The sequence below is a fragment of the Paraburkholderia piptadeniae genome (assembly GCF_900007165.1).
GTDB classification, from domain to species: domain Bacteria; phylum Pseudomonadota; class Gammaproteobacteria; order Burkholderiales; family Burkholderiaceae; genus Paraburkholderia; species Paraburkholderia piptadeniae.
Map to the genome: position 1 here is coordinate 1 of NZ_CYGY02000033.1, position 23,968 is coordinate 23,968.

12 protein-coding genes and 2 pseudogenes are annotated in these 23,968 nt (G+C 63.1%); 8 read left to right on the plus strand and 6 right to left on the minus strand.

Annotated features, from left to right (window positions below; all coding sequences use genetic code 11):
• Positions 1 to 255 precede the first annotated feature (255 nt).
• From uvrA to BN2476_RS18050, 3 genes are all read left to right on the plus strand, one after another.
• The gene (gene uvrA, locus BN2476_RS18040) at positions 256 to 6,180 is read left to right on the plus strand and encodes an excinuclease ABC subunit UvrA (RefSeq protein ID WP_087735537.1); all 5,925 of its coding nucleotides are present in this window, start codon (positions 256 to 258) and stop codon (positions 6,178 to 6,180) included.
• A 23-nt stretch (positions 6,181 to 6,203) separates the two neighbouring features.
• Complete coding sequence (locus BN2476_RS18045; RefSeq protein WP_087735585.1) at positions 6,204 to 7,268, plus strand: DMT family transporter; 1,065 nt, start codon at positions 6,204 to 6,206, stop codon at positions 7,266 to 7,268.
• Positions 7,269 to 7,412: 144 nt separating this feature from the next.
• Positions 7,413 to 8,117, plus strand: a complete 705-nt coding sequence (locus BN2476_RS18050) for a glutathione binding-like protein (protein ID WP_087735538.1) — start codon at positions 7,413 to 7,415, stop codon at positions 8,115 to 8,117.
• A 92-nt stretch (positions 8,118 to 8,209) separates the two neighbouring features.
• Here BN2476_RS18050 and BN2476_RS18055 read toward each other — a convergent pair.
• From BN2476_RS18055 to BN2476_RS18080, 5 genes and pseudogenes are all read right to left on the minus strand, one after another.
• A pseudogene (locus BN2476_RS18055) lies at positions 8,210 to 10,324 on the minus strand (phosphocholine-specific phospholipase C).
• A 733-nt stretch (positions 10,325 to 11,057) separates the two neighbouring features.
• Entirely contained in the window at positions 11,058 to 12,245 is a 1,188-nt protein-coding gene (locus BN2476_RS18065) for a sterol desaturase family protein (RefSeq protein WP_087735539.1), read from the minus strand.
• A 222-nt stretch (positions 12,246 to 12,467) separates the two neighbouring features.
• Complete coding sequence (locus BN2476_RS18070; protein WP_235850869.1) at positions 12,468 to 13,322, minus strand: alpha/beta fold hydrolase; 855 nt, start codon at positions 13,320 to 13,322, stop codon at positions 12,468 to 12,470.
• Positions 13,323 to 13,330: 8 nt separating this feature from the next.
• Positions 13,331 to 14,929, minus strand: a complete 1,599-nt coding sequence (locus BN2476_RS18075) for a benzoate-CoA ligase family protein (RefSeq protein WP_087735541.1) — start codon at positions 14,927 to 14,929, stop codon at positions 13,331 to 13,333.
• Between the two features lie 64 nt (positions 14,930 to 14,993).
• A complete protein-coding gene (locus BN2476_RS18080; RefSeq protein WP_087735542.1) occupies positions 14,994 to 15,473 on the minus strand; it encodes a DUF4863 family protein in 480 nt (159 codons plus the stop codon).
• Between the two features lie 432 nt (positions 15,474 to 15,905).
• Here BN2476_RS18080 and BN2476_RS18085 point away from each other — a divergent pair, with 432 nt between their 5' ends.
• The 4 genes from BN2476_RS18085 (at position 15,906) to boxA (ending at position 21,482) form a co-directional block, all read left to right on the plus strand.
• Positions 15,906 to 16,868, plus strand: coding sequence for a helix-turn-helix transcriptional regulator (locus BN2476_RS18085; protein WP_087735543.1), 963 nt, complete (start codon positions 15,906 to 15,908; stop codon positions 16,866 to 16,868).
• Between the two features lie 145 nt (positions 16,869 to 17,013).
• On the plus strand, positions 17,014 to 18,684 hold the full coding sequence (gene boxC, locus BN2476_RS18090) for a 2,3-epoxybenzoyl-CoA dihydrolase (RefSeq protein WP_173819639.1): 1,671 nt from the start codon (positions 17,014 to 17,016) through the stop codon (positions 18,682 to 18,684).
• A gap of 87 nt (positions 18,685 to 18,771) precedes the next feature.
• Positions 18,772 to 20,199: a benzoyl-CoA 2,3-epoxidase subunit BoxB gene (gene boxB / locus BN2476_RS18095; RefSeq protein WP_087735545.1), complete on the plus strand. Its 1,428-nt coding sequence runs from the start codon at positions 18,772 to 18,774 to the stop codon at positions 20,197 to 20,199.
• A gap of 35 nt (positions 20,200 to 20,234) precedes the next feature.
• Positions 20,235 to 21,482 carry a benzoyl-CoA 2,3-epoxidase subunit BoxA gene (boxA, locus tag BN2476_RS18100; RefSeq protein ID WP_087735587.1) on the plus strand — a complete coding sequence of 416 codons (1,248 nt, stop codon included), beginning with the start codon at positions 20,235 to 20,237 and terminating at the stop codon, positions 21,480 to 21,482.
• A 27-nt stretch (positions 21,483 to 21,509) separates the two neighbouring features.
• Here the strand turns inward: boxA and BN2476_RS18105 are convergent.
• A pseudogene (locus BN2476_RS18105) lies at positions 21,510 to 22,254 on the minus strand (TetR/AcrR family transcriptional regulator).
• 358 nt (positions 22,255 to 22,612) lie between these two features.
• Between BN2476_RS18105 and BN2476_RS18110 the strand changes: the two are divergent.
• Entirely contained in the window at positions 22,613 to 23,890 is a 1,278-nt protein-coding gene (locus tag BN2476_RS18110) for a Zn-dependent hydrolase (protein WP_087735547.1), read from the plus strand.
• Positions 23,891 to 23,968: the final 78 nt, after the last annotated feature.

Sequence of the window (23,968 nt, forward strand, 5' to 3'; positions counted from 1 at the left end):
CAAACTGGCTCCACGTCCGAGGGTAGTCGACGCCGGCGGTCGGGGTAGGCTGGAATTCGCTCACACCGACATTTTCTCTCAGGTGGTGCTAAGTGGATAGCCCTTATAAACATACAGTATAGTATTCACCTATCCGGAACCGCGGAAGACAGTTCGAGAACAGGCCGCGCGCCTGTATCCGTCTCGCGGTGCGCAGCCGTGGCCGCAACCCTACGGCCAGCATGCCCCGGCAACTCACTCAGACGGACAGTCAAATTGTCATCTAGCGGAACGATCCGAATTCGAGGCGCACGCCAGCACAACCTGAAGAACGTCGATCTCGACCTGCGCACGGGCGAAATGACCGTCGTGACGGGACCGTCGGGCTCGGGCAAGTCAAGCCTCGTGTTCGATACGCTGTACGCCGAAGGGCAGCGGCGCTACGTCGAAACCTTCAGCGCGTATGCCCGCCAGTTTCTCGACCGGATGGACCGGCCGCAGGTCGACCGCGTCGACGGCGTGCCGCCCGCTATCGCGATCGACCAGACGAACCCGGTGCGTAGCTCGCGTTCGACGGTCGGCACGATGACGGAGCTGAACGACCATCTGAAGCTGCTCTACGCGCGCGCGGCTGAGCTGTTCGATCGCAAGACGGCACAGGCCGTTCGCCACGATTCGCCCGAAACGATTTACGCCGAACTGAGCGCGCGCACGGCGGGCGATGATCCGCGCATCGTCGTCACGTTTCCCGTCGAGCTGCCGGACTCGACGAGCGGAGCGGAAGTCGAGCAATGGCTTTCCGCGAGCGGCTACACGCGCGTCCAGGCACAACGCGAAATTCCGTCGCCGACGGGTATGCGCAAGGTGCTCGACGTCGTCGCCGACCGCTTCCGTCTCCATCAGGTCGAAAAGGCGCGCGTGGTCGAAGCGATCGAGGCGTCGCTGAAGCGCGGCGGCGGGCGCGTGAACATCTATGTGCTGGCGCAGGAAGGTGCGCAAGGCGAGCCGGCTGGGCAGCAAATCTGGCGTTTCTCGACGGGCCTGCACAACCCCGACAGCGACCTTCGCTACGCCGATCCGCAGCCCGCGTTGTTCTCGTTCAACTCGGCCTACGGCGCGTGCGACACCTGCCGGGGCTTCGGGCGCGTGATCGGCGTCGACCTGGGCCTCGTGATTCCCGACGAGCGCAAGACGCTGCGAGGCGGCGCGATCAAGCCGATGCAGACGCCGGCGTGGAAAGAATGCCAGGACGATCTGATGCGCTATTCGGCGAAAGCCGGCATTCGCCGCGACACGCGGTGGTCCGAGCTCACCGAATCCGAGCGCGACTGGGTCATCAACGGCTCGCCGGATTGGGATGGCGATTGGCAGAAGCAGTGGTACGGCGTGAAGCGCTTTTTCGGCTACCTCGAATCGAAAGCGTACAAGATGCACATCCGCGTGCTGCTGTCGAAATATCGCAGCTACACGCCGTGCGAGACATGCGGCGGCGCGCGTCTGAAAACCGAATCGCTGCTGTGGCGCCTCGGCTCGAAACAGAACGCGGACGCCGTGCTTGAACCTGCGCAGCGCTTCATGCCGCGCGGCGTCGACTGGAACCGCGCGCAGCTCGAAGCGTTGCCGGGCCTGACGGTGCATGATCTGATGCTGCTGCCCATAGAGCGTATCCGCCGCTTTTTCGACGAGATCACGCTGCCCAGCGCACTGCTCGACGACGCGCTGAAATTGCTGCTCGCCGAAGTGCGCACACGCCTCAAGTATCTGTGCGATGTGGGGCTGGGCTATCTGACGCTAGATCGCCAGAGCCGCACGCTTTCAGGCGGCGAGGTGCAGCGGATCAACCTGACGACGGCGCTCGGCACGTCGCTGACCAAGACGCTCTTCGTGCTCGACGAGCCGAGTATCGGCCTGCACCCGCGCGACCTGAACCGGATCGTCGAGGCGATGCAACGTCTGCGCGACGCAGGCAATACGCTTGTCGTCGTCGAACACGATCCGTCCGTGATGCTGGCCGCCGATCGCCTGATCGACATGGGACCCGGACCGGGCGAGCGCGGCGGCACGATCATTTACGACGGCACGCCCAACGACATACGCTCGGCCGGAACGCTGACGGGTGAGTATCTGGGCGGTCGGAGGCACGTTGCGGACGCGGCGCACTGGGCGCGGCGACCCGTCGACGAAAGCACGCCGCGCATCGTGCTGGAAGGCGCGCGTCAGCACAATCTGCGCGAAGTGACAGTCGACATTCCGTTGCAGCGTCTTGTGTGCGTGACGGGCGTTTCGGGCTCGGGCAAATCGACGCTGATCCAGGACGTGTTGAATCCGGCGCTGTCGCGGCAACTCGGCAAGGCCACGGAAGCGCCGGGCGCTCACCGAAGCCTGACGGGCATCGAGCAGATCAGCGACGCCGTGTTCGTCGATCAGTCGCCGATCGGCAAGACGACGCGCTCGAACCCGGCAAGCTACGTCGGCGCGTTCGACGAAATCCGCAAGCTGTTCGCGAAGGCGCCGCTTGCGCTGCAACGCGGCTATGGCGCGGGCGTGTTCAGTTTCAATTCGGGCGATGGCCGTTGTCCGACTTGCGGCGGCTCAGGCTTCGAACATATCGAAATGCAGTTCCTGAGCGACGTCTATCTGCGCTGTCCGGACTGCGATGGTAGCCGCTACAGGCCCGAAGTGCTGGAAGTGAAGATCGGGCGCGAAGGGCGTGAGCTAAGCATCGCCGACGTGCTCGAACTGACGGTGCACGAGGCTGTCGGCCTGTTTGCGGGCGACGGCGAAGTGCTGCGCGTGTTGCAGCCCATCGTCGATGTCGGTCTCGAATACGTGAAGCTCGGGCAGCCGGTGCCGACACTCTCGGGCGGCGAGGCGCAGCGGCTCAAGCTCGCTGGCTTTCTCGCGGAAACCGCTCAGGCGCGTACGGGCCGCGGCGGCACGAAGCAGGCGAGCGCGGCGCGTCTCTTCATGTTCGACGAACCGACCACGGGTCTCCATTTCGACGACATCGCCAAGCTGATGCAGGCATTCGGCAAGCTGCTCGCGGGCGGTCATTCGCTGATCGTGATCGAGCACAACCTCGACGTGATTCGCGCGGCCGACTGGCTGATCGATCTCGGACCGGAAGGAGGCGACGGCGGCGGCCTCGTCGTATGCGCGGGCACGCCGGAAGACGTCAAGCGATGCCCCGATTCGCACACGGGCGCAGCGCTCGTGCAATACGACAGCGCGATGGGGCAAACCATCGAGCCGACAGAAGCGGCCGAAAAAGCCGAAGCCGCAACGCAGGGCACGCCGCTGCAAACGGCGCTGAATGCGGCGCGCGCGCGGCGCGCAGTGGAAGGCGAAGACGTCGTGCGCATCGTGAATGCCCGCGAGCACAACCTGAAAGCGCTCGACGTCGACATTCCGCACGGCAAGTTCAACGTGATCACTGGCGTATCGGGTTCCGGCAAGTCGACTCTCGCATTCGACATCCTGTTCCACGAAGGGCAGCGCCGCTATCTGGAGTCGCTGAACGCGTATGCACGCTCGATCGTGCAGCCGGCAGGGCGTCCCGAAGTCGATGCCGTGTACGGCATTCCGCCAACCGTCGCAATCGAGCAGCGTCTGTCGCGCGGCGGCCGCAAGAGCACCGTCGCGACCACATCGGAGGTGTGGCACTTCCTTCGGCTGTTGTATGTGAAGCTCGGCATCCAGCACTGCATCCACGACGGCGCGCCCGTCACGTCGCAAAGCGTCGAATCGATCGTCGCGCAACTGATGCGTGACCACAAAGGCGAACACGTCGGCTTGCTCGCGCCGCTCGTCGTGAACCGCAAGGGCGTCTATACCGACCTCGCGAAGTGGGCGAAGGCGCGCGGCAATACGCATCTGCGCGTCGATGGCGAGTTCGTGCCCGTCGATCCGTGGCCGAAGCTCGACCGCTTCCGCGAACATACGATCGAACTGCCCGTCGGCGACATCGTCGTGTCGGCGGACAAGGAAGCGGAGCTGCGCCGCCTGCTCGACGAATCGCTCGAGGCGGGCAAGGGCGTGATGCATCTGCTCGCGCCGCTCGACGGCCTCGAACATGCGATGACAAGCAACGGCACTACTGCTCACGTCGGCGAAGTGAAGGTGCTCTCCGTCAAGCGGGCGTGCCCGGTGTGCGGCACCAGCTACCCGGAACTCGATCCGCGCATGTTCTCCTATAACAGCAAACACGGGTGGTGCACGACCTGTGTCGGTACGGGGCTCGCGTTGACGCGCGAGCAGCGCGCGGCCTACGACGACACTGTGCTCGTCGACGACAATCGCGGCCGTGAACAGACCTTGCCGTCAGACGAGCAGGAGCCGGAGGGCGTCGGCGAAGAGCCGTGTCCGGATTGCCATGGCACGCGCCTCAATACGTCCGCACGCGCGGTGACTTTCGACGAAACGTCCATCGTCGACGTCGCGCAGTGGACCGTGTCGGACACGCGCCGCTGGATCGATGGGCTCGAACTGGATGGGCGCGGCGCCGAGATTGCGCGCGATGTGATCAGCGAAATCGGCAGCCGGTTGCAGTTTCTCGAAGAAGTGGGCCTTGGCTATCTGAGTCTCGATCGGGCGGCGCCTAGTCTGTCGGGCGGCGAAGCGCAGCGTATCCGTCTCGCCGCGCAACTCGGCAGCAATCTGCAGGGCGTCTGCTATGTGCTCGATGAACCGACAATCGGCTTGCATCCGCGCGACAACCAGATTCTTCTGAACGCGCTGCGCAAGCTTGGCGACAAGGGCAATACGCTCGTCGTCGTCGAGCACGACGAGGACACCATTCGCCGCGCAGATCACATCATCGACATTGGTCCGGGCGCGGGCAAGCGTGGCGGTACGCTGGTCGCGCAGGGGCGTGTCGGCGATCTGTCCGCGCAGTCCAGTTCGCTCACGGGCCAGTTCCTCGCGCAACCGATCCTGCATCCGTTGCAGGCGCGGCGCACTGTATCGGTTGCGACGAAACGCGCGCCCGCCGTGCCCGACAACTGGCTGACCGTGCACGGCGCGACACTGCACAATCTGCGGGACGTGACGGTTGGCATCCCGCTGGGGCGTCTCGTCGCGGTGACGGGTGTGAGCGGATCGGGCAAATCGACGCTCGCTCGCGACGTGCTGATGACGAATCTGCTCGATGCCGTCGGCCGGTCCGTGCTGTCATCGCCGGCGGTGCGGCGCGCCCGCAAGGCCGCGCAAGCCGAACAGACTGAACAGTCCCCCGCGGCGAACCGCCGGTCGAGCGTGCTCGCCCGCAGCGCGCCGAAGCCGTCGCTGAACGTCACGCACGTGTGGCAAGGGTGCGAGGCAATCAGCGGTTTCGAATCGATCGACCGCGTGCTTGAAGTCGATCAGACGCCGATCGGCAAAACGCCGCGCTCGTGTCCCGCCACGTATATCGGCGTGTGGGACACGATCCGGCGTCTCTTTGCCGACACGCTCGAAGCGCGGGCGCGCGGCTATACGGCCTCGCGTTTCTCGTTCAATACGGGCGACGGTCGCTGTCCCGCGTGCGAAGGGCAAGGCGTGCGCACGATCGGCATGAGCTTCCTGCCTGACGTGAAGGTGCCGTGCGACGTATGTCATGGGCAGCGCTTCAACCCGGAAACGCTCGCGGTCACGTGGCGCGGCAAGAACATCGGCGACGTGCTGACGATGGAAATCGACGAGGCGGTCGATTTCTTCGCGTCGATGTCGAACATCTCGCATCCGCTACAGTTGATGAAGGATGTCGGCCTCGGCTATCTGACGCTCGGCCAGCCGTCGCCGACGTTGTCGGGTGGCGAGGCGCAGCGCATCAAGCTCGTTACCGAACTGAGCAAGGTGCGCGACGACATCACCCGGCGCGGACAGAAGGCACCGCATACGCTGTACGTGCTCGACGAGCCGACGGTCGGTCTGCATATGGCCGACGTCGCGAAGCTGATTCGCGTGCTGCACAGGCTGGCCGATGCGGGGCATAGCGTCGTCGTGATCGAGCATGATCTGGACGTGATCGCGGAAGCAGACTGGATCATCGATCTCGGGCCGGAAGGCGGCGTGGGCGGCGGTTCGATCGTCGCGGCGACGGACCCCGAGGGGCTGGTGCGCGTTGCGGCAAGTCATACCGGGCGCGCATTGGAGCCGGTGCTGGCTCGCGCCGCAGTCATGTCCGACCAGGACGCCGACGGCAAGCGAGCCAGTGCAGGGTAAGACGCACAATGGGCAACACGACCATGCACACACGTTACAGCGCGGCTTTCACTGCGATACTGGCGGCCGTCCTCTTCGGCGCGACGACGCCGTTCGCGAAGGCGTTGCTCGGCGCGTTGTCGCCGTTCATGGTGGCGGGGCTGTTCTATCTCGGCAGTGGGGTTGGACTCGCCCTCGCAATCCTCGTCCGGCGATTGTGGCGCGGGAAGGACGTTGATCGTCCAGATGTGCATCCGATGCCTCTGGCAGAAGTGCCCTGGCTGATCGGCGCGATCGCTGCGGGTGGCATGGCCGGACCGGCGCTTCTGATGTTCGGCCTGAACGCGACGCCTGCCGCAACGGCTTCGCTGCTGCTGAACCTCGAGGGCGTGTTCACTGCTCTGATCGCGTGGGTCGTGTTCCGCGAGAACGTCGACGCGCAGGTGTTTCTCGGCATGGTCGCGATCGTCGCGGGCGGCGCGCTGCTATCGTGGGAGCCTGAAGGAGGCGGGCCGGGAGCGGGCGCGACGCTGGTTGCCGGTGCCTGTCTGTGTTGGGCCATCGACAACAATCTGACGCGCAAGGTATCGAACAACGACGCGATGATCATCGCGTGCATCAAGGGGCTGGTCGCGGGCTCCGTCAACACGGGCATCGCGCTGTTGTCGGGCGCGCACGTGCCGGGAGCGGGGCTGATCGTCGCGTCGATGGTAGCGGGGTTTGCGGGCTACGGTGTGAGTCTCGTGCTGTTCGTGGTCGCGCTGCGGCATCTCGGCTCGGCCCGCACGGGCGCGTATTTCTCGGTGGCGCCGTTGTTCGGCGTCGCCATTTCATTTGCGCTGTGGCCCGAGAGGCCGCCTCTATTCTTCTGGATCGCAGCGGCGTTGATGGCGCTTGGCATCTGGCTGCATTTGCGCGAGCGCCATATGCACGAACACACGCACGACGCACTCGAGCACAACCATCGGCATCGGCACGACGAGCATCATCAGCATGCCCACGATTTCGACTGGGACGGCTCGGATCCGCATACACACCCGCACTGTCATGCGCGGATCACGCACACGCACGCTCACTTTCCCGACATCCATCATCGGCATCGGCACTGACTGGAGCTTAACGATGCCGTCGGCACGCACATGTGGGCGGCGAACCGCTGACTGGACACGTCCACGCGGATCCGCGCGCAAGCAAAGACGGCGCAACGCGTCTATATTGACCGTCTGTTTGCCGATCAATGACGAGGACCTTTTATGCCTGACCCATCCGTTTTTCCGATCGCGAAGAAGTGGCCCGCTGAGCATCCCGAGCGCATCCAGCTCTACTCGCTGCCGACGCCCAACGGCGTCAAGGTGTCGATCATGCTGGAGGAGACGGGCCTCGCATACGAGCCGCATCTGGTGCGCTTCGATGCGAGCGATCAGATGTCGACGGAATTCCTGTCGCTCAATCCGAACAACAAGATTCCCGCGATCATCGACCCGAACGGACCCGATGGCGAGCCGCTGCCGCTGTTCGAGTCGGGCGCGATCCTGATCTATCTCGCGGACAAGTCGGGCAAGTTGCTGCCGAAGCGCGCGTCAGCTCGCTACGAGACGATTCAATGGCTGATGTTCCAGATGGCGGGAATCGGGCCGATGTTCGGCCAGGTTGGTTTCTTCCACAAGTTCGCGGGCAAGGAATACGAAGACAAGCGGCCGCGCGACCGCTACATCAATGAATCGAAGCGGCTGCTCAATGTGCTGAACGAGCGGCTCGCGACGCGCAAGTGGATCATGGGCGACGAGTACACGATCGCCGATATCGCGACATTTCCGTGGGTGCGCAATCTGATCGGGTTCTACGAGGCGGCCGATCTCGTCGAGATCGACAACTATCCGCACGTGAAGCGCGCGCTCGATGCGTTCCTCGCGCGTCCCGCTGTCGTGAGGGGGCTGGATATTCCGAAGCGCGGATAAGCACCGATCCGCAAGGATTCGACAAAACAAAGAAGGCCCGCGCCGTTTGCGACGGCACGGGCCTTCTTTTTGAGCTCGGTCCCTGCAGAGCGTTACATGCCGAGCGCCGGATCGCTCATGCTCGCCTTGCCGGTCTCGACGTGACCGGCATAGCGTCGCACGAACGCCGCATCGCTATCGACGGTGATCGTCAGGTCGTACCAGCCGTACACGTGACGCAGATCGAGATACACGGTGTCGCTATCGCCGCCGAGAACCGTGTGCGTGACTGGACTGCCCGCATCGTACGCATTGACGATGGTGAACTGGCAGCGCGCATTGCCGTCGTTCTTCAAGCGCAACTGCAGATTGCCGTTCGCGACATCGTAGCCCTCGACGACTTCCGGCTTCGCCTGATCGTGGCTGTTCCAGAAGTGCTGTGTCGTCTGCTTGCCGGCGAAGCGGCGCAGAAACCCGTTCGGCCCATGCACCGTGAAGTCATATGTACCGTCGGCATTCACGGTGAGCTGATCGACGAGGCGCTTGTTCGCTTCGACCGTGTACGTGCGCGGCGCATTCGCGCTCATCGCCGCGAACACGAGGAAGTTTACGCCGGCCTTGCCCGTGTTGACGAAGCGCATCGAGAGCTTGCCGCTGCTGCTGTCGTCGATGCGCACGAACAGCTCGTACGGCACGGCGCGTGCGGGGCGCACGCCCGATTCCTGCTTCGGCGCCGAGCCGACGAGGGGCGGCACCGGAATATAGTCCGCGTGACGGTTCTGGTCCTGCGGCTTGTATGAGGTCGTCGACGGCAGCGTCGGGAATGTATCGTTCGGATTGTCGAAGTTGAGCGCCGACGTCAGATCGCCGCACACAACGCGACGCCACGGCGTGATGTTCGACTCCGACAGGTTGTGCCCGTGCGCGAAGCGCTTCTCGATGAAGCGGATCACCGACGTGTGATCGAACACCTCCGAGCACACCCAGCCGCCCTTCGACCACGGCGACACGACGAGCATCGGCACGCGCGGCCCGAATCCGTACGGACCGGGCGCGTACTTGCCGCTGTTGCCGCCCGGATAGATTTCGTTTGTCGTATCGACGGTCGAGAGGCCATCCGCATTCGACGACGGCGCGAACGGCGGCGACACGTGATCGAAGAAGCCGTCATTCTCGTCATAGTTGATGAGCAGCACGGTCTTGCTCCACACGTCGGGGTTCGACGTGAGAATCTGCAAGACCTGATCGACGTACCACGCGCCGTAATTCGCCGGCCAGTTCGGATGCTCGGAATACGCCTCGGGCGCGACGATCCACGACACCTGCGGCAACTGGCTGCTCTGCACGTCCTGACGCAGCACGTCGAAATACGTGCCGCCCGCCGACACGTTGGTGCCCGTGCGCGCCTTTTCGTACAGCGGACTTCCGGGCTGCGCGTTGCGATACTGGTTGAAGTAGAGCAGCGAGTTGTCGCCTTAGTTGCCGATGTACGGATTCTGCGTCCAGCCCCACGAGCCGTTCGCGTCCAGACCCGTACCGATGTCCTGATAGATCTTCCACGAGATCCCCGCGGCTTGCAGCACTTCCGGATAGGTCGACCAGCCGTAGCCCAGTTCCGAATTATCGACGACGGGGCCGCCGCCCGAGCCGTCGTTGCCGACCCAGCCGGTCCACATGTAGTAGCGGTTCGGATCGGTCGCGCCCATCAGCGAGCAGTGGTATGCGTCGCAGATCGTGAACGAATCGGCAAGCTGATAGTGGAACGGGATGTCGTCGCGCGTGAGATACGCCATCGTCGTCGTGCCCTTGTTCGGCACCCACTGGTCGTTGCGACCGCCGTTCCATGCACCGTGCGTCGTGGGCCAGTCGTGCGGCAGGTCTTGCAGGAACTGCAAGCCGAGATTCGGCGCAGTCGGACGGAACGGCAGCACCTCGCCGACTCCGCCGACCCCCGGTTGATGCCACACCGGCTTGCCGTTCGGCAGATTGATCGCGCGCGTATCGCCAAAGCCGCGCACGCCTTTGAGCGTGCCGAAGTAGTGGTCGAACGAACGGTTTTCCTGCATCAGCACGACGATGTGCTCGACATCGCGAATGCTGCCCGTCTTGTTGTTGGCGGGAATCGCAAGCGCATTGCGGATGCCGAGGGGCAGCATGCTCAGTGCAGTCGCGCTGCCGGCTGCGTGGGCGGTGGTGCGCAGGAAATCACGGCGGTTCTTTGAGGTCATGTTGGCTTCGATCGTGAAGAAGGAAACGGAAAGGGGCGGCTTCCATGCGGGGGCGGGAGCCGCGCGCTGGGCAGAACTCAATCGACAGTGTGAATCACGGGTGATGCGAGTACGACGGAATCGGTTGCTCTGTTGCCGCGGGGGGATGCGGCCTGTGACTGCGCGGATGTTGACTGCGGGGCTTGAAGCGAGGGATTCGAGGGTGAAGCTGACTGCGATGGGGCGGAGTTGAAAGTCGTCGCGAGGGGCGGTTGCGGCTGACTCTGCGTCTGTTGCTGTTGCTGCGGTTGCTGTGCTTGCGATGCGTTGCTGGAGGTGCCGTCACTGCATGCCGCAACCGCGATCGATGCCGCGACGACGGCGAGCGCAGGACGCAAACGCTTGCGTCGTTGGCGACGTGCGGCGGCGTGCAGAACGGGCATCGTCATCCTCCGGCATCAGGGTGAGAGAGCCGCGAAAGGATAGCCAGTGCGTATGTAGGTATTGTGAAGCGGGAGGTGCGGAAAGAAGCGGGGAAAAAGAAGCAGGAAAGAAGCAGGAAAGAAGCAGGAAAGAAGCAGGAAAGGAGGTGGAGAAAACGGTGGGCGACGTAAAAGTGGGAACGCGCCGAGCGCCACGCGCTGCATGCGATGCAGCGCATATTCCGTGTGACGGCTCAATAACTTGTGTGCGTTATCGGCGTGTTGTCCACAGGGTTGGTCACGGATTCTGTGGAGAACTTCAATGCATGCTGCTATTCGACGGCGCGAAAAGGAAAGGCCTGCTGCCGGACGAAACCATCGGGAACATAGTCGCCGACAACGCCATACTTCTCCGGAAAGTGGCGGCCGGTCGTGACCGCCGTGCCGAACAGATAGTCGATAAACGCGAAGTGTGCAGCATAGTTCCGGTCGATCGCTTCATCCTCGGATGAGTGGTGCCAGTGATGGAAGCACGGCGTGACGAAGATGTAGCGCAGCGGGCCCCACGGGAGACTGACGTTCGCGTGATTGAACACGGCCTGGAAGCCGACGACGATGATATACGCATCGATGACCGCCTTGTCGAAGCCGAGCGCGAATAATGGACCGAGCACGACGACGCGCGTGGCGATCAGTTCGAAAATGTGCTGGCGCGAACCCGCGAGCCAGTCCATCGACTTCACACTGTGATGTACCGCGTGGAAGCGCCAGAGGAACGGTACTTCATGATAAGCGCGGTGCGCGGCATATTCGGCAAGGTCGGCGACGAGCATGCAGAGCAGCAACTGCGGAACGAATGCAATCTGCTGCACCACGTGTTGGAAACCTGCATTGACCATCCAGCCGAACGCACGATGAATCATGAAGTTCACAATCAGCAGTGCAAGGCCGATGATGAAGTGATTGACAGCGAAATGCACCATGTCCGTTTGCCATTCGGCGCGAAACACGGGTTGTTCTCGATGCAAGGGAAAGACTTTTTCGAGCAGCACGAAGATCGTGGTCGAGCCGAGCAGATCGAGAATGAACCAGTCGGCACCCATATACGGCGTGTGATCCGGAAAATCGCCGACGGGCACGCGCGAACCGCCGAACGCGACAGCCGCGATCACGAACATGAACGCGAGTGCGTTGATGTGTCGCCGGTTGCCGACCACGATGCTGCCGAGCGCAAGCCCTCCCGATACGATCAGTGCACTTAATAGTACGTGCCGCATCACATCCACCGAGTAGACATGGCGCAGTTCAGGTGTCGTCAGATACTGCGGGAAGTGAAATGCAAGCACGCCGAGTAGTGACAGGAAGCTCAGTACGAGCGCGAGAATTGTCGCGATGAGGCCATTACCGAACGCGAGCGCCCCGTGGCTCGCGAGCAGCTTTCGGGTGGAGCCGACGACGGCAGGCGCTGCCGCGCGGGGAGATTCGGCTTGTCCGGAGTCTTGATTCTGGTCGCGATTCATGTTTTCGATGACACGTTAATGTGCGCATCAAAGGTGAGCGGAGAGAAGGCCGTGACGCGCAAATGGTCAGGCATCCTATACCTTTATGACGGAGTGCGGACGGGGCGACTGTAAACATTGGTCAAGGCGGCCGACGGTACTTCTGATGAAGTGCCGTCGATCCCTTCATCTCAACGTGGTGAGCCTGCGCGTCTTTCGATGTGGCCTGTGTTGCGCGCGGCGTCAGGTCTGTACAGGGCGGTTGTGCTTGTTGACGAATGCGACGATCGCATCGTTGAGGGCTTGCGGCGCGTCGCGATGAGGCGAATGCCCGCACTTGTCGAGCTTCGTCAGTTGCGTCTGCGACGCGTGTTGCGCGATGGTGTCGATCTGCATCATCGTGCCGTAGTGATCGTCCTGACCCTGCACGGCGAGCAAGGGGCCGCGAATGCGCTTTAGTTCATCGACGATGCTCCACGACCGGAACGCCGCGCTCAGCCACACATCGTTCCAGCCATAGAACGCCGAATCGATATCGTCGTGATAGCGGGCGAGCTTGCTCCGCAGGTCGGATTGCTCATACGCCGTCTTCGCGTCGGCAATGCTCGCGACGGAAATGTCCTCGACGAAGACGTGCGGTGCAATGACGACGGCGCCCGCAAGTGCATCGGGAAAGGCGGCAGCATAAAGCAGTGTGATCGATCCGCCGTCGCTGTGGCCGATCAGCCACATGCATTGCCGTTCCTGAGCGCTGACACCGAGTGCATCGAGCAGCGCGGGCAGTACATCGCGGGCCTGCACCGACATGAAATCGACGGGCAGCTTGACATCGTGCGGACGCGGCGTCGAACGGCCGTAGCCGGGGCGTGAGTACATGAGACCACGCATGCCGAGCCTGTCGCACAGAATCTGTGGCCAGTCTTTCCACATCGCGACCGAGCCCAGCCCTTCGTGCAGGAACACGGCCAGCGGCGCATCGACCAGATGCGCGTTGAGCCAGCGATATTCGATCTCCAACGCGCCCCGGCGCGCATTGGCCGGCAATGCAATCGACGCACTCTTCGCGTCGTCGCGCAAGGTCGTGACAGGTTCGGACATTCCGTTCATCAGCTGATTGGCTGTTCTCGCAGTTTGAAGCGTTGAATCTTACCCGTTGCCGTCTTCGGCAGATCGCCGACGAAGACGATATCACGCGGATACTTGTGCGGCGCCAGCTTGCCCTTGACGAACGACTTCAGTTCATCAGCGAGTGCATCACATGCATCCGCACTTTGCTTCAGCACGACGAACGCGCGCGTTTTCACGAGACCACCATGATCGACGCCGACGACGGCCGCTTCGAGGACGGAAGGATGTTGCACGAGCACCATCTCGACCTCGACGGGCGATACATACTGTCCACTGACTTTCAGCATGTCGTCGCTGCGGCCCGCGTACCGATAGCAGCCGTTCGGCAGACGGCAATACTTGTCGCCGCTGCGTATCCATTCACCCAAAAACGTCGCGCGAGACTTCTCGCGATTGGACCAGTACATCAGCGCCGCGCTCGGTCCTTTGATGAACAGATCGCCTACTTCACCGTCGGGCACGGGATGACCTGCTTCGTCACGCAACTCCACTTCATATCCGGGCACGGGACGGCCCGTCGTTCCATATTCCACTTCACCTGCGCGATTCGACAGGAAGATATGCAGCATCTCCGTCGAGCCGATGCCGTCGAGAATCTCGCAGCCGAAATGCGCGGTGAACCGTTCGCCGATCTCGCGCGGCAACGCTTCACCGGCCGACGCGCAGATGCGCATGGCGACCTGCTCGCGCGGCGGCAGATTGGGCGAGACCAGCATGTTCGCGTACAGCGTCGGCACGCCGTAGAAGATCGTCGGCCGATGTTCGACGAGGCGCCTGAAGATCGCGTCGGGCGTCGGCCGCTCGGCCATCAGCACGGCCGTCGCGCCGACCGAAAGCGGAAACGTCAGCGCGTTGCCGAGGCCATACGCGAAGAACAGCTTGGCGGCCGAGAACACGACGTCCTGTTCGCTGATGCCGAGTACCGGTTTCGCGTAAAGCTCGGCAGTCCAGTACAGGTTGGCGTGCGTGTGCACCGTGCCTTTCGGCTTCCCCGTCGAGCCCGATGAGTACAGCCAGAACGCGATGTCGTCGCCGCTACATGCATTCGGTTTCAGCATGGGTTCGGCGCCGTCGATCAACCGGTTCAACATGTATTCAGGTGGCGGATCGACCTGCACTGGCTGCGCGGCGATTAGCAGGCAGCCATCGTGTTCCGCTTCGCGCATCGCCTTCTCGACGTTCGGCAGCAGTGCTCCAGATGCGATCACGGCGCGCGCGTGGCTGTGCGTGAGCATGTACAGATAGTCTGCGGCCGTGAGCAGCGTGTTCGCGACGACGGGCACGATGCCCGCGTACAGCGCGCCGAGAAATGCGATCGGCAGTTCGGCGGTGTCGAGCATCACGAGCAGGACGCGCTCTTCGGGATGCACGCCGAGCGAGCGCAACGCGGTGGCGAAGCGGCGCGCGCGGTCTTCGAGTTGCGCATAGGTGACGACGCTCGCGTCGTCGATGTAGGCGGGCTTGTCGGGGCGCGCGTCGTTGAGGCGGAACAGATGCGACGCGAAGTTGAATTGCGCGGGCGGCGCTTCGACTCTTGGCGCGGGCTCGCTCGGGCGCGATTCCAGCAAGGCTTCCATGTGTCCTCCGACGAATTGAGGCGGCGTGCGTATTAGTGCAGGTGGGGCGCGGCTGGATACGTTCTCAGGCGCTCGACGCGTCCTGTGTGAATTCGATTGCACCTTGCGGCAGCAGATACAGCACGAGCGCCTGTCCGTTCGCGACGGTCGGCCGATGCGCGCTGCCGGGCGCATAGACGCACCAGCCGGCCGGGTGTCCGTCGAATGTCGCGCTGTCGGTGAGCGGCATGATCAGATCGATTTCGCCATTCGGATGCATGTGATGCGGACCGGCAATGTCCTGCATGTCGACGACGTCAACGGAAAAGCCATGCGTGTCGGCTGTCGGCTTGATGATGCGGCCGTAGCGGATGCCGCCGTGCTCGCGGTTGCACAGCCAGCCTTCGGAGACGCCCGTGCGGCATGCGTCCGCAAGCTTGCGGTATGTATCGCTACTGGAAGGCCAGTTCGCATTGAGCCACGCAGCCAGCGACGCGTCGAGCGGACGGCCCGCGAGTTGCGCGGTGACGTCCGCAATCAGACGCTGAAACTCTTGAGGGAACATGCTTGCCTCCTGTGTCGACCGGAGTTAGCGCTTTAGCGCTTACTCCGGTCCCATGCAGAGCGGTCGACCGGAGTTAGCGCTTTAGCGCTGACTCCCGCCACATGCACAGCATCGACAGGAGCTCACGCTCTCTCGCCTCGCTCCAGTCCCACTTGCACCTGCGGTCGACCAGAGTCGGCGTTTCAACCGGGTTCGCACGCTGGTACGTATTCCGGTCCGATGCCTCCTCTGGTCACATGCAAGATAGTTGCTGCCTATCGACACGCACCTTAGTTCATGTGGCGTGCGACCGATCGTCTCCGATTTCGCCTATGCCATCAGGACGAGGGCTCGCGGCGTTGTTATTGCGTCAATATGCGGCGAAAATTAACCGTTCACCTTGCGTGTGTCAAGCACTATAGTACATATACCTATGCGATGAGGGCTCGCGACATGAATCAAACTTACTCTGCCGTAGCGGCCGGTGCGGCGCCGTCTCAGGGCGCCGACGACGAAGCGCCGAAAGCCGAGCGCGAAGAGCGCGACCCGTTTCTGACCGCGATGGGCGAGCGCGTGCGCCTGCTGCGCGCGCGGCGCGGCATGACGCGCAAGACCCTGGCGGCGGACACGGGCCTGTCCGAGCGGCATCTGGCGAATCTCGAATCGGGTCTGGGCAACGCGTCGGTGCTGGTGCTGCGGCAGATCGCGGCTACGCTGAACTGCCCGCTCGCCGAAGTCATCGGCGACGAAACCACGTCCTCCGCCGAATGGCTGCTGATCCGCGAACTGCTGCAGGGGCGCGACCAGGCGGCATTGCAGCGTGCCCGCGTCGCGCTGTCGGAGATGTTCGCGCAGGCGCCGCGCGACCCGCACCGGAAGGACCGCATCGCGTTGATCGGATTGCGCGGCGCGGGCAAGTCGACGCTCGGCCGCATGCTCGCGCAGGAGCGCAAGGTGCCGTTCATCGAGATCACGCGCGTGATCGAGCAGATGGCCGGCTGTCCGCCGTCGGAGATCCATTCGCTGTACGGAGCGAGCGCTTATCGACGTTACGAACAGCGCGCGCTGGAAGCCGTCATCGGCGAGCATGAGCGGGCCGTGATCGCGTCGCCGGGCGGGCTCGTGTCCGAGCCCGCCACGTTCAACATGCTGCTCGCACACTGCTTCACCGTGTGGCTTCAGGCCAGCCCCGAGGAGCACATGCGCCGCGTCGTCGCGCAAGGCGACCTGCGGCCGATGGCGGGAAGCAAGGAGGCGATGGAGGACCTGAAGCGCATTCTCGCGGGCCGCAGCGAACTGTACGGACGCGCCGACATGAGCTTCGACACCAGCGAGCGCACACTGGCCGACGCCTATTTGCAGTTGCGCGACCGGCTTGCGGCGCGGCTCGCGGCCGAACTAGGCGATGAAGCGTGATGCACTTGGGCGCCATCAGGCGGCGCCCGCCCGCCAGGGATAACCCGCGAACATGAAGTAAAGTGCTTTACATGGCTGTGCTGGTGCACTATTGTGCTTTCAAACAATCTGCATCCGCCTCAGGAGACGCCCCATGTCCTCAGCCATGTCTTCAGCAGACGCCGCGGTCGCGCGAGTCGACTACCGCACCGATCCCTCGCAGTACAAGCATTGGAAGCTTTCGTTCAATGGCCCGGTGGCGACGCTCGGCATCGACATCGCCGAAGACGGCGGCATCCGCGACGGCTACAAGCTGAAGCTCAATTCATACGATCTGGGCGTCGACATCGAACTGCACGATGCGCTTCAGCGCATCCGCTTCGAGCATCCCGAAGTGCGCACGGTCGTCCTCACGAGCCTGAAGGACCGCGTGTTCTGCTCGGGTGCGAACATCTTCATGCTGGGTCTGTCGTCGCATGCATGGAAAGTCAACTTCTGCAAGTTCACGAACGAAACGCGCAACGGCATCGAAGACTCGTCGCGTCATTCCGGCCTGAAGTTTCTTGCAGCCGTCAACGGTGCATGTGCAGGTGGCGGATATGAACTGGCACTCGCATGCGATGAGATCTATCTGGTCGACGACCGCTCGTCGTCGGTCGCGCTGCCGGAAGTGCCGCTGCTCGGCGTGCTGCCCGGCACGGGCGGCCTGACGCGTGTCACCGACAAGCGCAAGGTCCGACACGACCGCGCCGACATTTTCTGCACGCTGGTCGAAGGCATTCGTGGCGCGCGGGCGAAAGAGTGGCGGCTTGTCGATGAAGTCGTGAAGCCGAACCAGTTCGAGCAGACGATCTCGGCACGTGCACTGGAGCTCGCGCAGCAAAGCGATCGTCCGGCGGATGCCAAGGGCGTGGCGCTCACGCGCATCGAGCGCACGGAACGTGAGGACGGCCTCACGTATGTGACGCTCGACGTCACGATCGACCGAGCGAAACGCACAGCCACTTTCACCGCGAAAGCGCCTACGACTGATCAGCCGACCGATATCGAAGCGATCGTCGCGAAGGGCACGAACTGGTGGCCGCTGCAGTTCGCGCGCGAACTCGACGATGCGATCCTGTCGATGCGCACGAACGAGCTGGAGATCGGCACGTGGATTCTGAAGACGGAAGGCGACGCGCGCGCGGTGCTCGCCGCCGATGCAACGCTGCTTCAGCACAAGGACCATTGGTTCGTGCGCGAAACGATTGGCCTCTTGCGCCGCACGCTTGCGCGCATCGACGTATCGTCGCGGTCGCTGTTCGCACTGATCGAGCCGGGTTCGTGCTTTGCCGGCACGTTCGCGGAATTCGCATTCGCCGCCGATCGCACGTATATGGCGGCGCTGCCCGCGAATGAGGACGAAGAGCCTGCAATCACGCTGTCGGAAGTCAATTTCGGCCTGTATCCGATGGTTACGCATCAGTCGCGCCTCGCGCGGCGCTTCTACGAAGAAGCCGAGCCGCTCGATGCCGCGCGCGCGAAGATCGGCCAGCCCGTGAAAGCGGTTGAAGCCGAGCGCCTGGGTCTTGTGACGGCCTCGCCGGACGATATCGACTGGGCCGACGAAATCCGCATTGCGCTCGAAGAGCGCGCGGCGATGTCGCCCGATGCGCTGACGGGCATGGAAGCGAATCTGCGCTTCAACGGACCCGAGACGATGGAGTCGCGCATCTTCGGCCGCCTGACGGCATGGCAGAACTGGATTTTCAACCGGCCGAACGCGGTGGGCGAGAAGGGCGCGCTCAAGGTGTACGGCAAGGGCAGCAAGGCGCAATTCGACGTGTCGCGTGTTTAAGCGCTTTAGCCACGTCATCGCACGCACATCGGCACAACGACACGACGCGTCTCGCCGGACAACACGCACTGCGCTCAAGGAACCGACATGTCCACGATCAACTACAGCGACAAGATTCCCAACAACGTCAACCTCGCCGACGACCGCGCGCTGCAACGCGCGCTCGAGCAATGGCAGCCGAACTTCCTGTCATGGTGGAGCGACATGGGACCGGACGGCTCGCACAACTTCGACGTTTATCTGCGTACCGCGACCAGCGTCGACCCGGGCGGCTGGGCGCACTTCGATTACGTGAAGATGCCCGACTATCGCTGGGGCATCTTTCTGTCGCCCGGCGAGCAGGACCGCAAGATCCATTTCGGCGAGCACAAGGGCGAAGCCGCGTGGCAGGACGTGCCGGGCGAGCATCGGGCGAACCTGCGCCGCATCATCGTCACGCAAGGCGATACGGAGCCCGCTTCCGTCGAGCAGCAGCGTCACCTCGGCCTGACGGCGCCATCGCTTTACGATCTGCGCAACCTGTTCCAGGTGAATGTCGAAGAGGGACGTCACCTGTGGGCGATGGTGTATCTGCTGCATCGCTATTTCGGCCGCGATGGCCGCGAGGAAGCGGAAGCGCTGCTCGGCCGACGCTCGGGCGACGACGACAATCCGCGCATTCTCGGCGCGTTCAACGAGAAGACGCCAGACTGGCTCGCGTTCTACATGTTCACGTATTTCACTGACCGCGACGGCAAGTTCCAGTTGAGCGCGCTCGCCGAATCGGGCTTCGATCCGCTCGCGCGCACGACGAAGTTCATGCTGACGGAAGAGGCGCATCATATGTTCGTTGGCGAATCGGGCGTGTCGCGTGTCGTGCAGCGCACCGCTCAGGTGATGAACGAACTGAAGACCGACGACGTCGGCAAGCTTCGCGCAGCGGGCGTAATCGATCTGCCGACCATCCAGCGCTATCTGAACTTCCACTACTCGGTGACGATCGATCTGTTCGGCGCGGACCAGTCGTCGAATGCGGCGACGTTCTATAGCTCGGGTCTCAAGGGCCGCTATGAAGAAACGAAGCGCGACGACGATCATCAGTTGGGCGGCCTCAACTACAAGCTGCTCGACGTCGAAGACGGCAAGCTCATCGAGCGCGAAGTGCCGATGCTCAACGCGATGAACGAAGTGCTGCGCGACGACTACATCAAGGATTCGATGGCGGGCGTCGGGCGCTGGAACAAGGTGTTGGAAAAGGCCGGTATCGACTTTCGTCTGAGCGTGCCGCACAAGGCGTTCAACCGCCAGATCGGCACGTTCGCGGGCACGCATCTTTCGCCTGATGGCCGCGTGATCGGCGAGGCCGAATGGGCCGCGAACGAATCGAAATGGCTGCCGACCGTGGAAGACCGCGCGTTCGTCGCATCGCTGATGGGGCGCGTCGTCGAGCCGGGCAAGTTCGCGAACTGGATCGCGCCGCCCGTGATGGGCATCAACCGCCAGCCCGTCGACTTTGAATACGTGCGCTTCAACTGAGCAGCACCATGGCAAGAGGGCAGGAGACAGCAATCATGAACGCGCCTGTGTCGATCGAAATCCTGAAGCAGCATCTGATCGATCCGGAGATCTGCATTCGCTGCAACACGTGCGAAGAGACCTGCCCGATCGATGCGATCACGCACGACGGCACGAACTATGTCGTGAAGCCGGACGTGTGCAACGCCTGCATGGCGTGTGTGCCGCCGTGTCCGACGGGCGCAATCGACAACTGGCGCTCGGTGCTCAAGGCCGACGCGTACAGCATCGACGAGCAGTTCACATGGGACGTGTTGCCCGAGCAGGGAACGATGGTGCCGCCGCCGCCCGTCGAGTCGCAAAACGCGCCATCCGCGAGCAGCGACCCTACCGATGAAGCGGACGGCATCGAGGTCGATACGGTGCGCGGCGCCGTGGTGCCGCCGTGGTCAGCGGCGCGTCCGTATGTGAATCTCTACACGCACAAGAATCCGACGACGGCGACCGTCGTCGGCAACTATCGGCTGACGGACGAAGCGACGCAGAGCGACATCCATCATATTGTGATCGATTTCGGTTCGATGCCGTTCCCGGTGCTCGAAGGGCAGTCGATCGGCATTCTGCCGCCCGGCGGCACCGCGGATGGGCGCACGCACCATGCGCGGCAATATTCGATCGCGAGTCCGCGCGATGGCGAACGCCCCGGCTACAACAACGTGTCGCTGACCGTGAAGCGCGTGACGCAGGACTACCAGGGCAATGCGACGAACGGTGTGTGCTCGAACTATCTGTGCGATCTGAAGAAAGGCGATGTCGTCAATGTGATCGGTCCGTTCGGCAGCACGTTCCTGATGCCGAATCATCCGAACTCGCATCTGCTGATGATCTGCACGGGCACGGGTTCCGCACCGATGCGCGCGATGACGGAGTATCGCCGCCGGCGCAGGCTAAAGGGCGCGACGGGCAAGCTGATGCTGTTCTTCGGCGCTCGCACGAAAGAAGAACTGCCTTACTTCGGCCCATTGACGAACCTGCCGAAAGATTTCATCGACACGAACCTCGCGTTTTCACGCACGCCAGGCGAGCCGAAGCGCTACGTGCAAGACGCGATGGGCGAGCGTGCCGCCGACGTCGCGCAGATGCTCAAGGACGACAACACGTACATCTACGTGTGCGGATTGAAGGGCATGGAAGACGGCGTGCTGCAGTCGCTGCAGGATATCGCCGGGCAGCATGGCCTCGAATGGGATGCGCTGTGGCAGAAGCTCAAGCGCGAAGGGCGCCTGCATCTGGAAACGTATTGAACGTGTGAAAAAAGTGATTCAAAGCGCTCAGGTCCTGGCAGATGGAGACCTGGCGCCGCACGCGCGAATCACAAGCTTCACGACCTGCTCAGTCGCCGCATCGAAGGCCTTTTGTGACAATGCCCGTTTGCCGCCCAGCGCGCGTATCTGCGCATCGAAATCCGCGTAGTGCTGCGTCGTCGCCCAGATCATGTACATCAGCGTCTGCGCATCGACGTTCGCGAGCAGTCCGCGCGCGATCCAGTCGTCGATGACCTTCACGCGCGTGTCGAGCCACGGCTTCACGCGTTGATCGAGGATGTCCTGCATGTGCTCGGCGCCGTGGATGATCTCGTTCGCCCACACCTTCGAGCCGAGCGGCCTCCGCCTCGACAACTCCATCTTCGCGCGCACATAGCCGCCGATCGCTTCGACGGGGTCGTCGCTGCCTTCGAACGTATTCGCCGCGCGATGCCAGTCTTCGAACAGGTCTTCGAGCACGCGCCGGTAGAGCGCGAGCTTGGTCGGGAAGTAGTAGTGGACGTTGGCTTTCGGTAAGCCTGCGCGCTCCGCGATCATCGCCGTGCTTGCGCCTTCGAAGCCTCTTTCCGCGAACACCGCCTCGGCGCACGCCAGCAGATGCGCTTCGTTGCTCTCGCGAATATGAGCCTTGCGCCGCCGCAAAGGTCGCGCCGCTTCGTCGTGATCCGTCTCGCTCACCGCTGCGTTTTCCACTGGCTTGTCGTCTCTCATCGTTGGCCTCGCGCGGTCCCGGTGCCGCGTCGCGCTTCATTCTAGCCGCTTGCGCTCACGTCGACATCGACATTCGCACCGTTTCGCAGCGCAAGCGAAAGCGCGTTGCTGCGTTGCAATGGGCATGTTTCTCGCTATGTTCCTGTCCGCACGAAAGAGATTGATTTGCGGATTTTGATCGACTACAACCTGTCCAATCGGACAGGATTCGCAAAGCGCCCCGTGCCCTCAACCGGGCGGGACACGAACGCATTCGCGCGATGCACGTGATGCGTGCATCAATGCCCCAAAACGAATCCGATGACGTAGCCGATGCACCAGTTTCACGTCGTCGCGAGGCATCGCAAGACCGCTCGCGCTTGAACTGCAACGCGTGTTGATCCAGAGGAGCAAGACGAATGAATGCGGTATCCGAAGCGTTGAAACAAGGGCTCGATACGTCGATCGCCGTCAACGGAAAGCGGCTGTGGGACAGCCTGATGACGATGGCGAAAATCGGCGCGACACCGAAGAGCGGCGTCTGCCGTCTTGCGCTCACCGACCTCGACAAGCAGGGACGCGACCTGATCGTCAGCTGGGCGAAGGAGGCCGGCTGCACGGTGAGCGTCGACCAGATGGGCAATGTGTTCATGCGGCGCGCGGGCACGAACCCGAATGCGTTGCCCGTGATGACGGGCTCGCATGCCGACTCGCAACCGACGGGCGGCCGCTTCGACGGCATCTACGGCGTGCTCGGCGGGCTCGAAGTGATCCGCAGCCTCAACGATCGCAACATTCAAACCGGGCACCCCATCGAAGTCGTGATCTGGACCAACGAGGAAGGTTCGCGTTTCGCGCCCGCGATGGTGGCGTCGGGCGTGTTCGCGGGTGTCTTCACGCTCGACTATGGCCTTTCGCGCAAGGACGTCGACGGCAAGACGATCGGCGAAGAACTGCAGCGGATCGGCTATGCGGGCGACGTGCCGTGCGGCGGCCGTCCGCTGCATGCCGCGTTCGAACTGCACATCGAGCAGGGGCCGATACTCGAAGCCGAGCAGAAGACGATCGGCGTCGTCACCGATGCGCAAGGGCAGCGCTGGTACGAAATCACGCTGACTGGGCAGGAAGCGCACGCGGGCCCGACGCCGATGCCGCGCCGCAAGGATGCATTGCTGGGTGCCGCACGCGTCGTCGATCTCGTCAACCGCATCGGCCTCGATCACGCGCCGCTCGCGTGCGCGACGGTCGGCATGATGCAGGTGCATCCGAACTCGCGCAACGTGATTCCCGGCCGCGTGTTCTTCACTGTCGATTTCCGTCATCCCGACGATGCCGTGCTCGCGAAGATGGACGCCGCGCTGCGTGAAGGCGTCGCGAAGATCGCGGGTGCAATCGGCCTCGAAACACAGCTCGAACAGATCTTCTACTACGAACCCGTCAGGTTCGACGCGGCGTGCGTGAAGTCCGTGCGCGCCGCCGCCGAACGCTTCGGCTATTCGCATCGCGAGATCGTGTCGGGTGCGGGGCATGACGCGTGCTATCTCGCGCAAGTCGCGCCTACGTCGATGGTGTTCGTGCCGTGTGTCGACGGGATCAGTCACAACGAAATCGAGGACGCGACGCCCGAATGGATCGAGGCGGGCGCGAACGTGTTGCTGCACGCGATGCTGGAGCGCGCTTGCGAGCCTGCATCGTAAAGCCATGACGCCTTAACGCCTCACCGTTTTACCGATAAAACACATGCCGTCCCGGCTTCGTTGAAGCGAAGCCGGCAG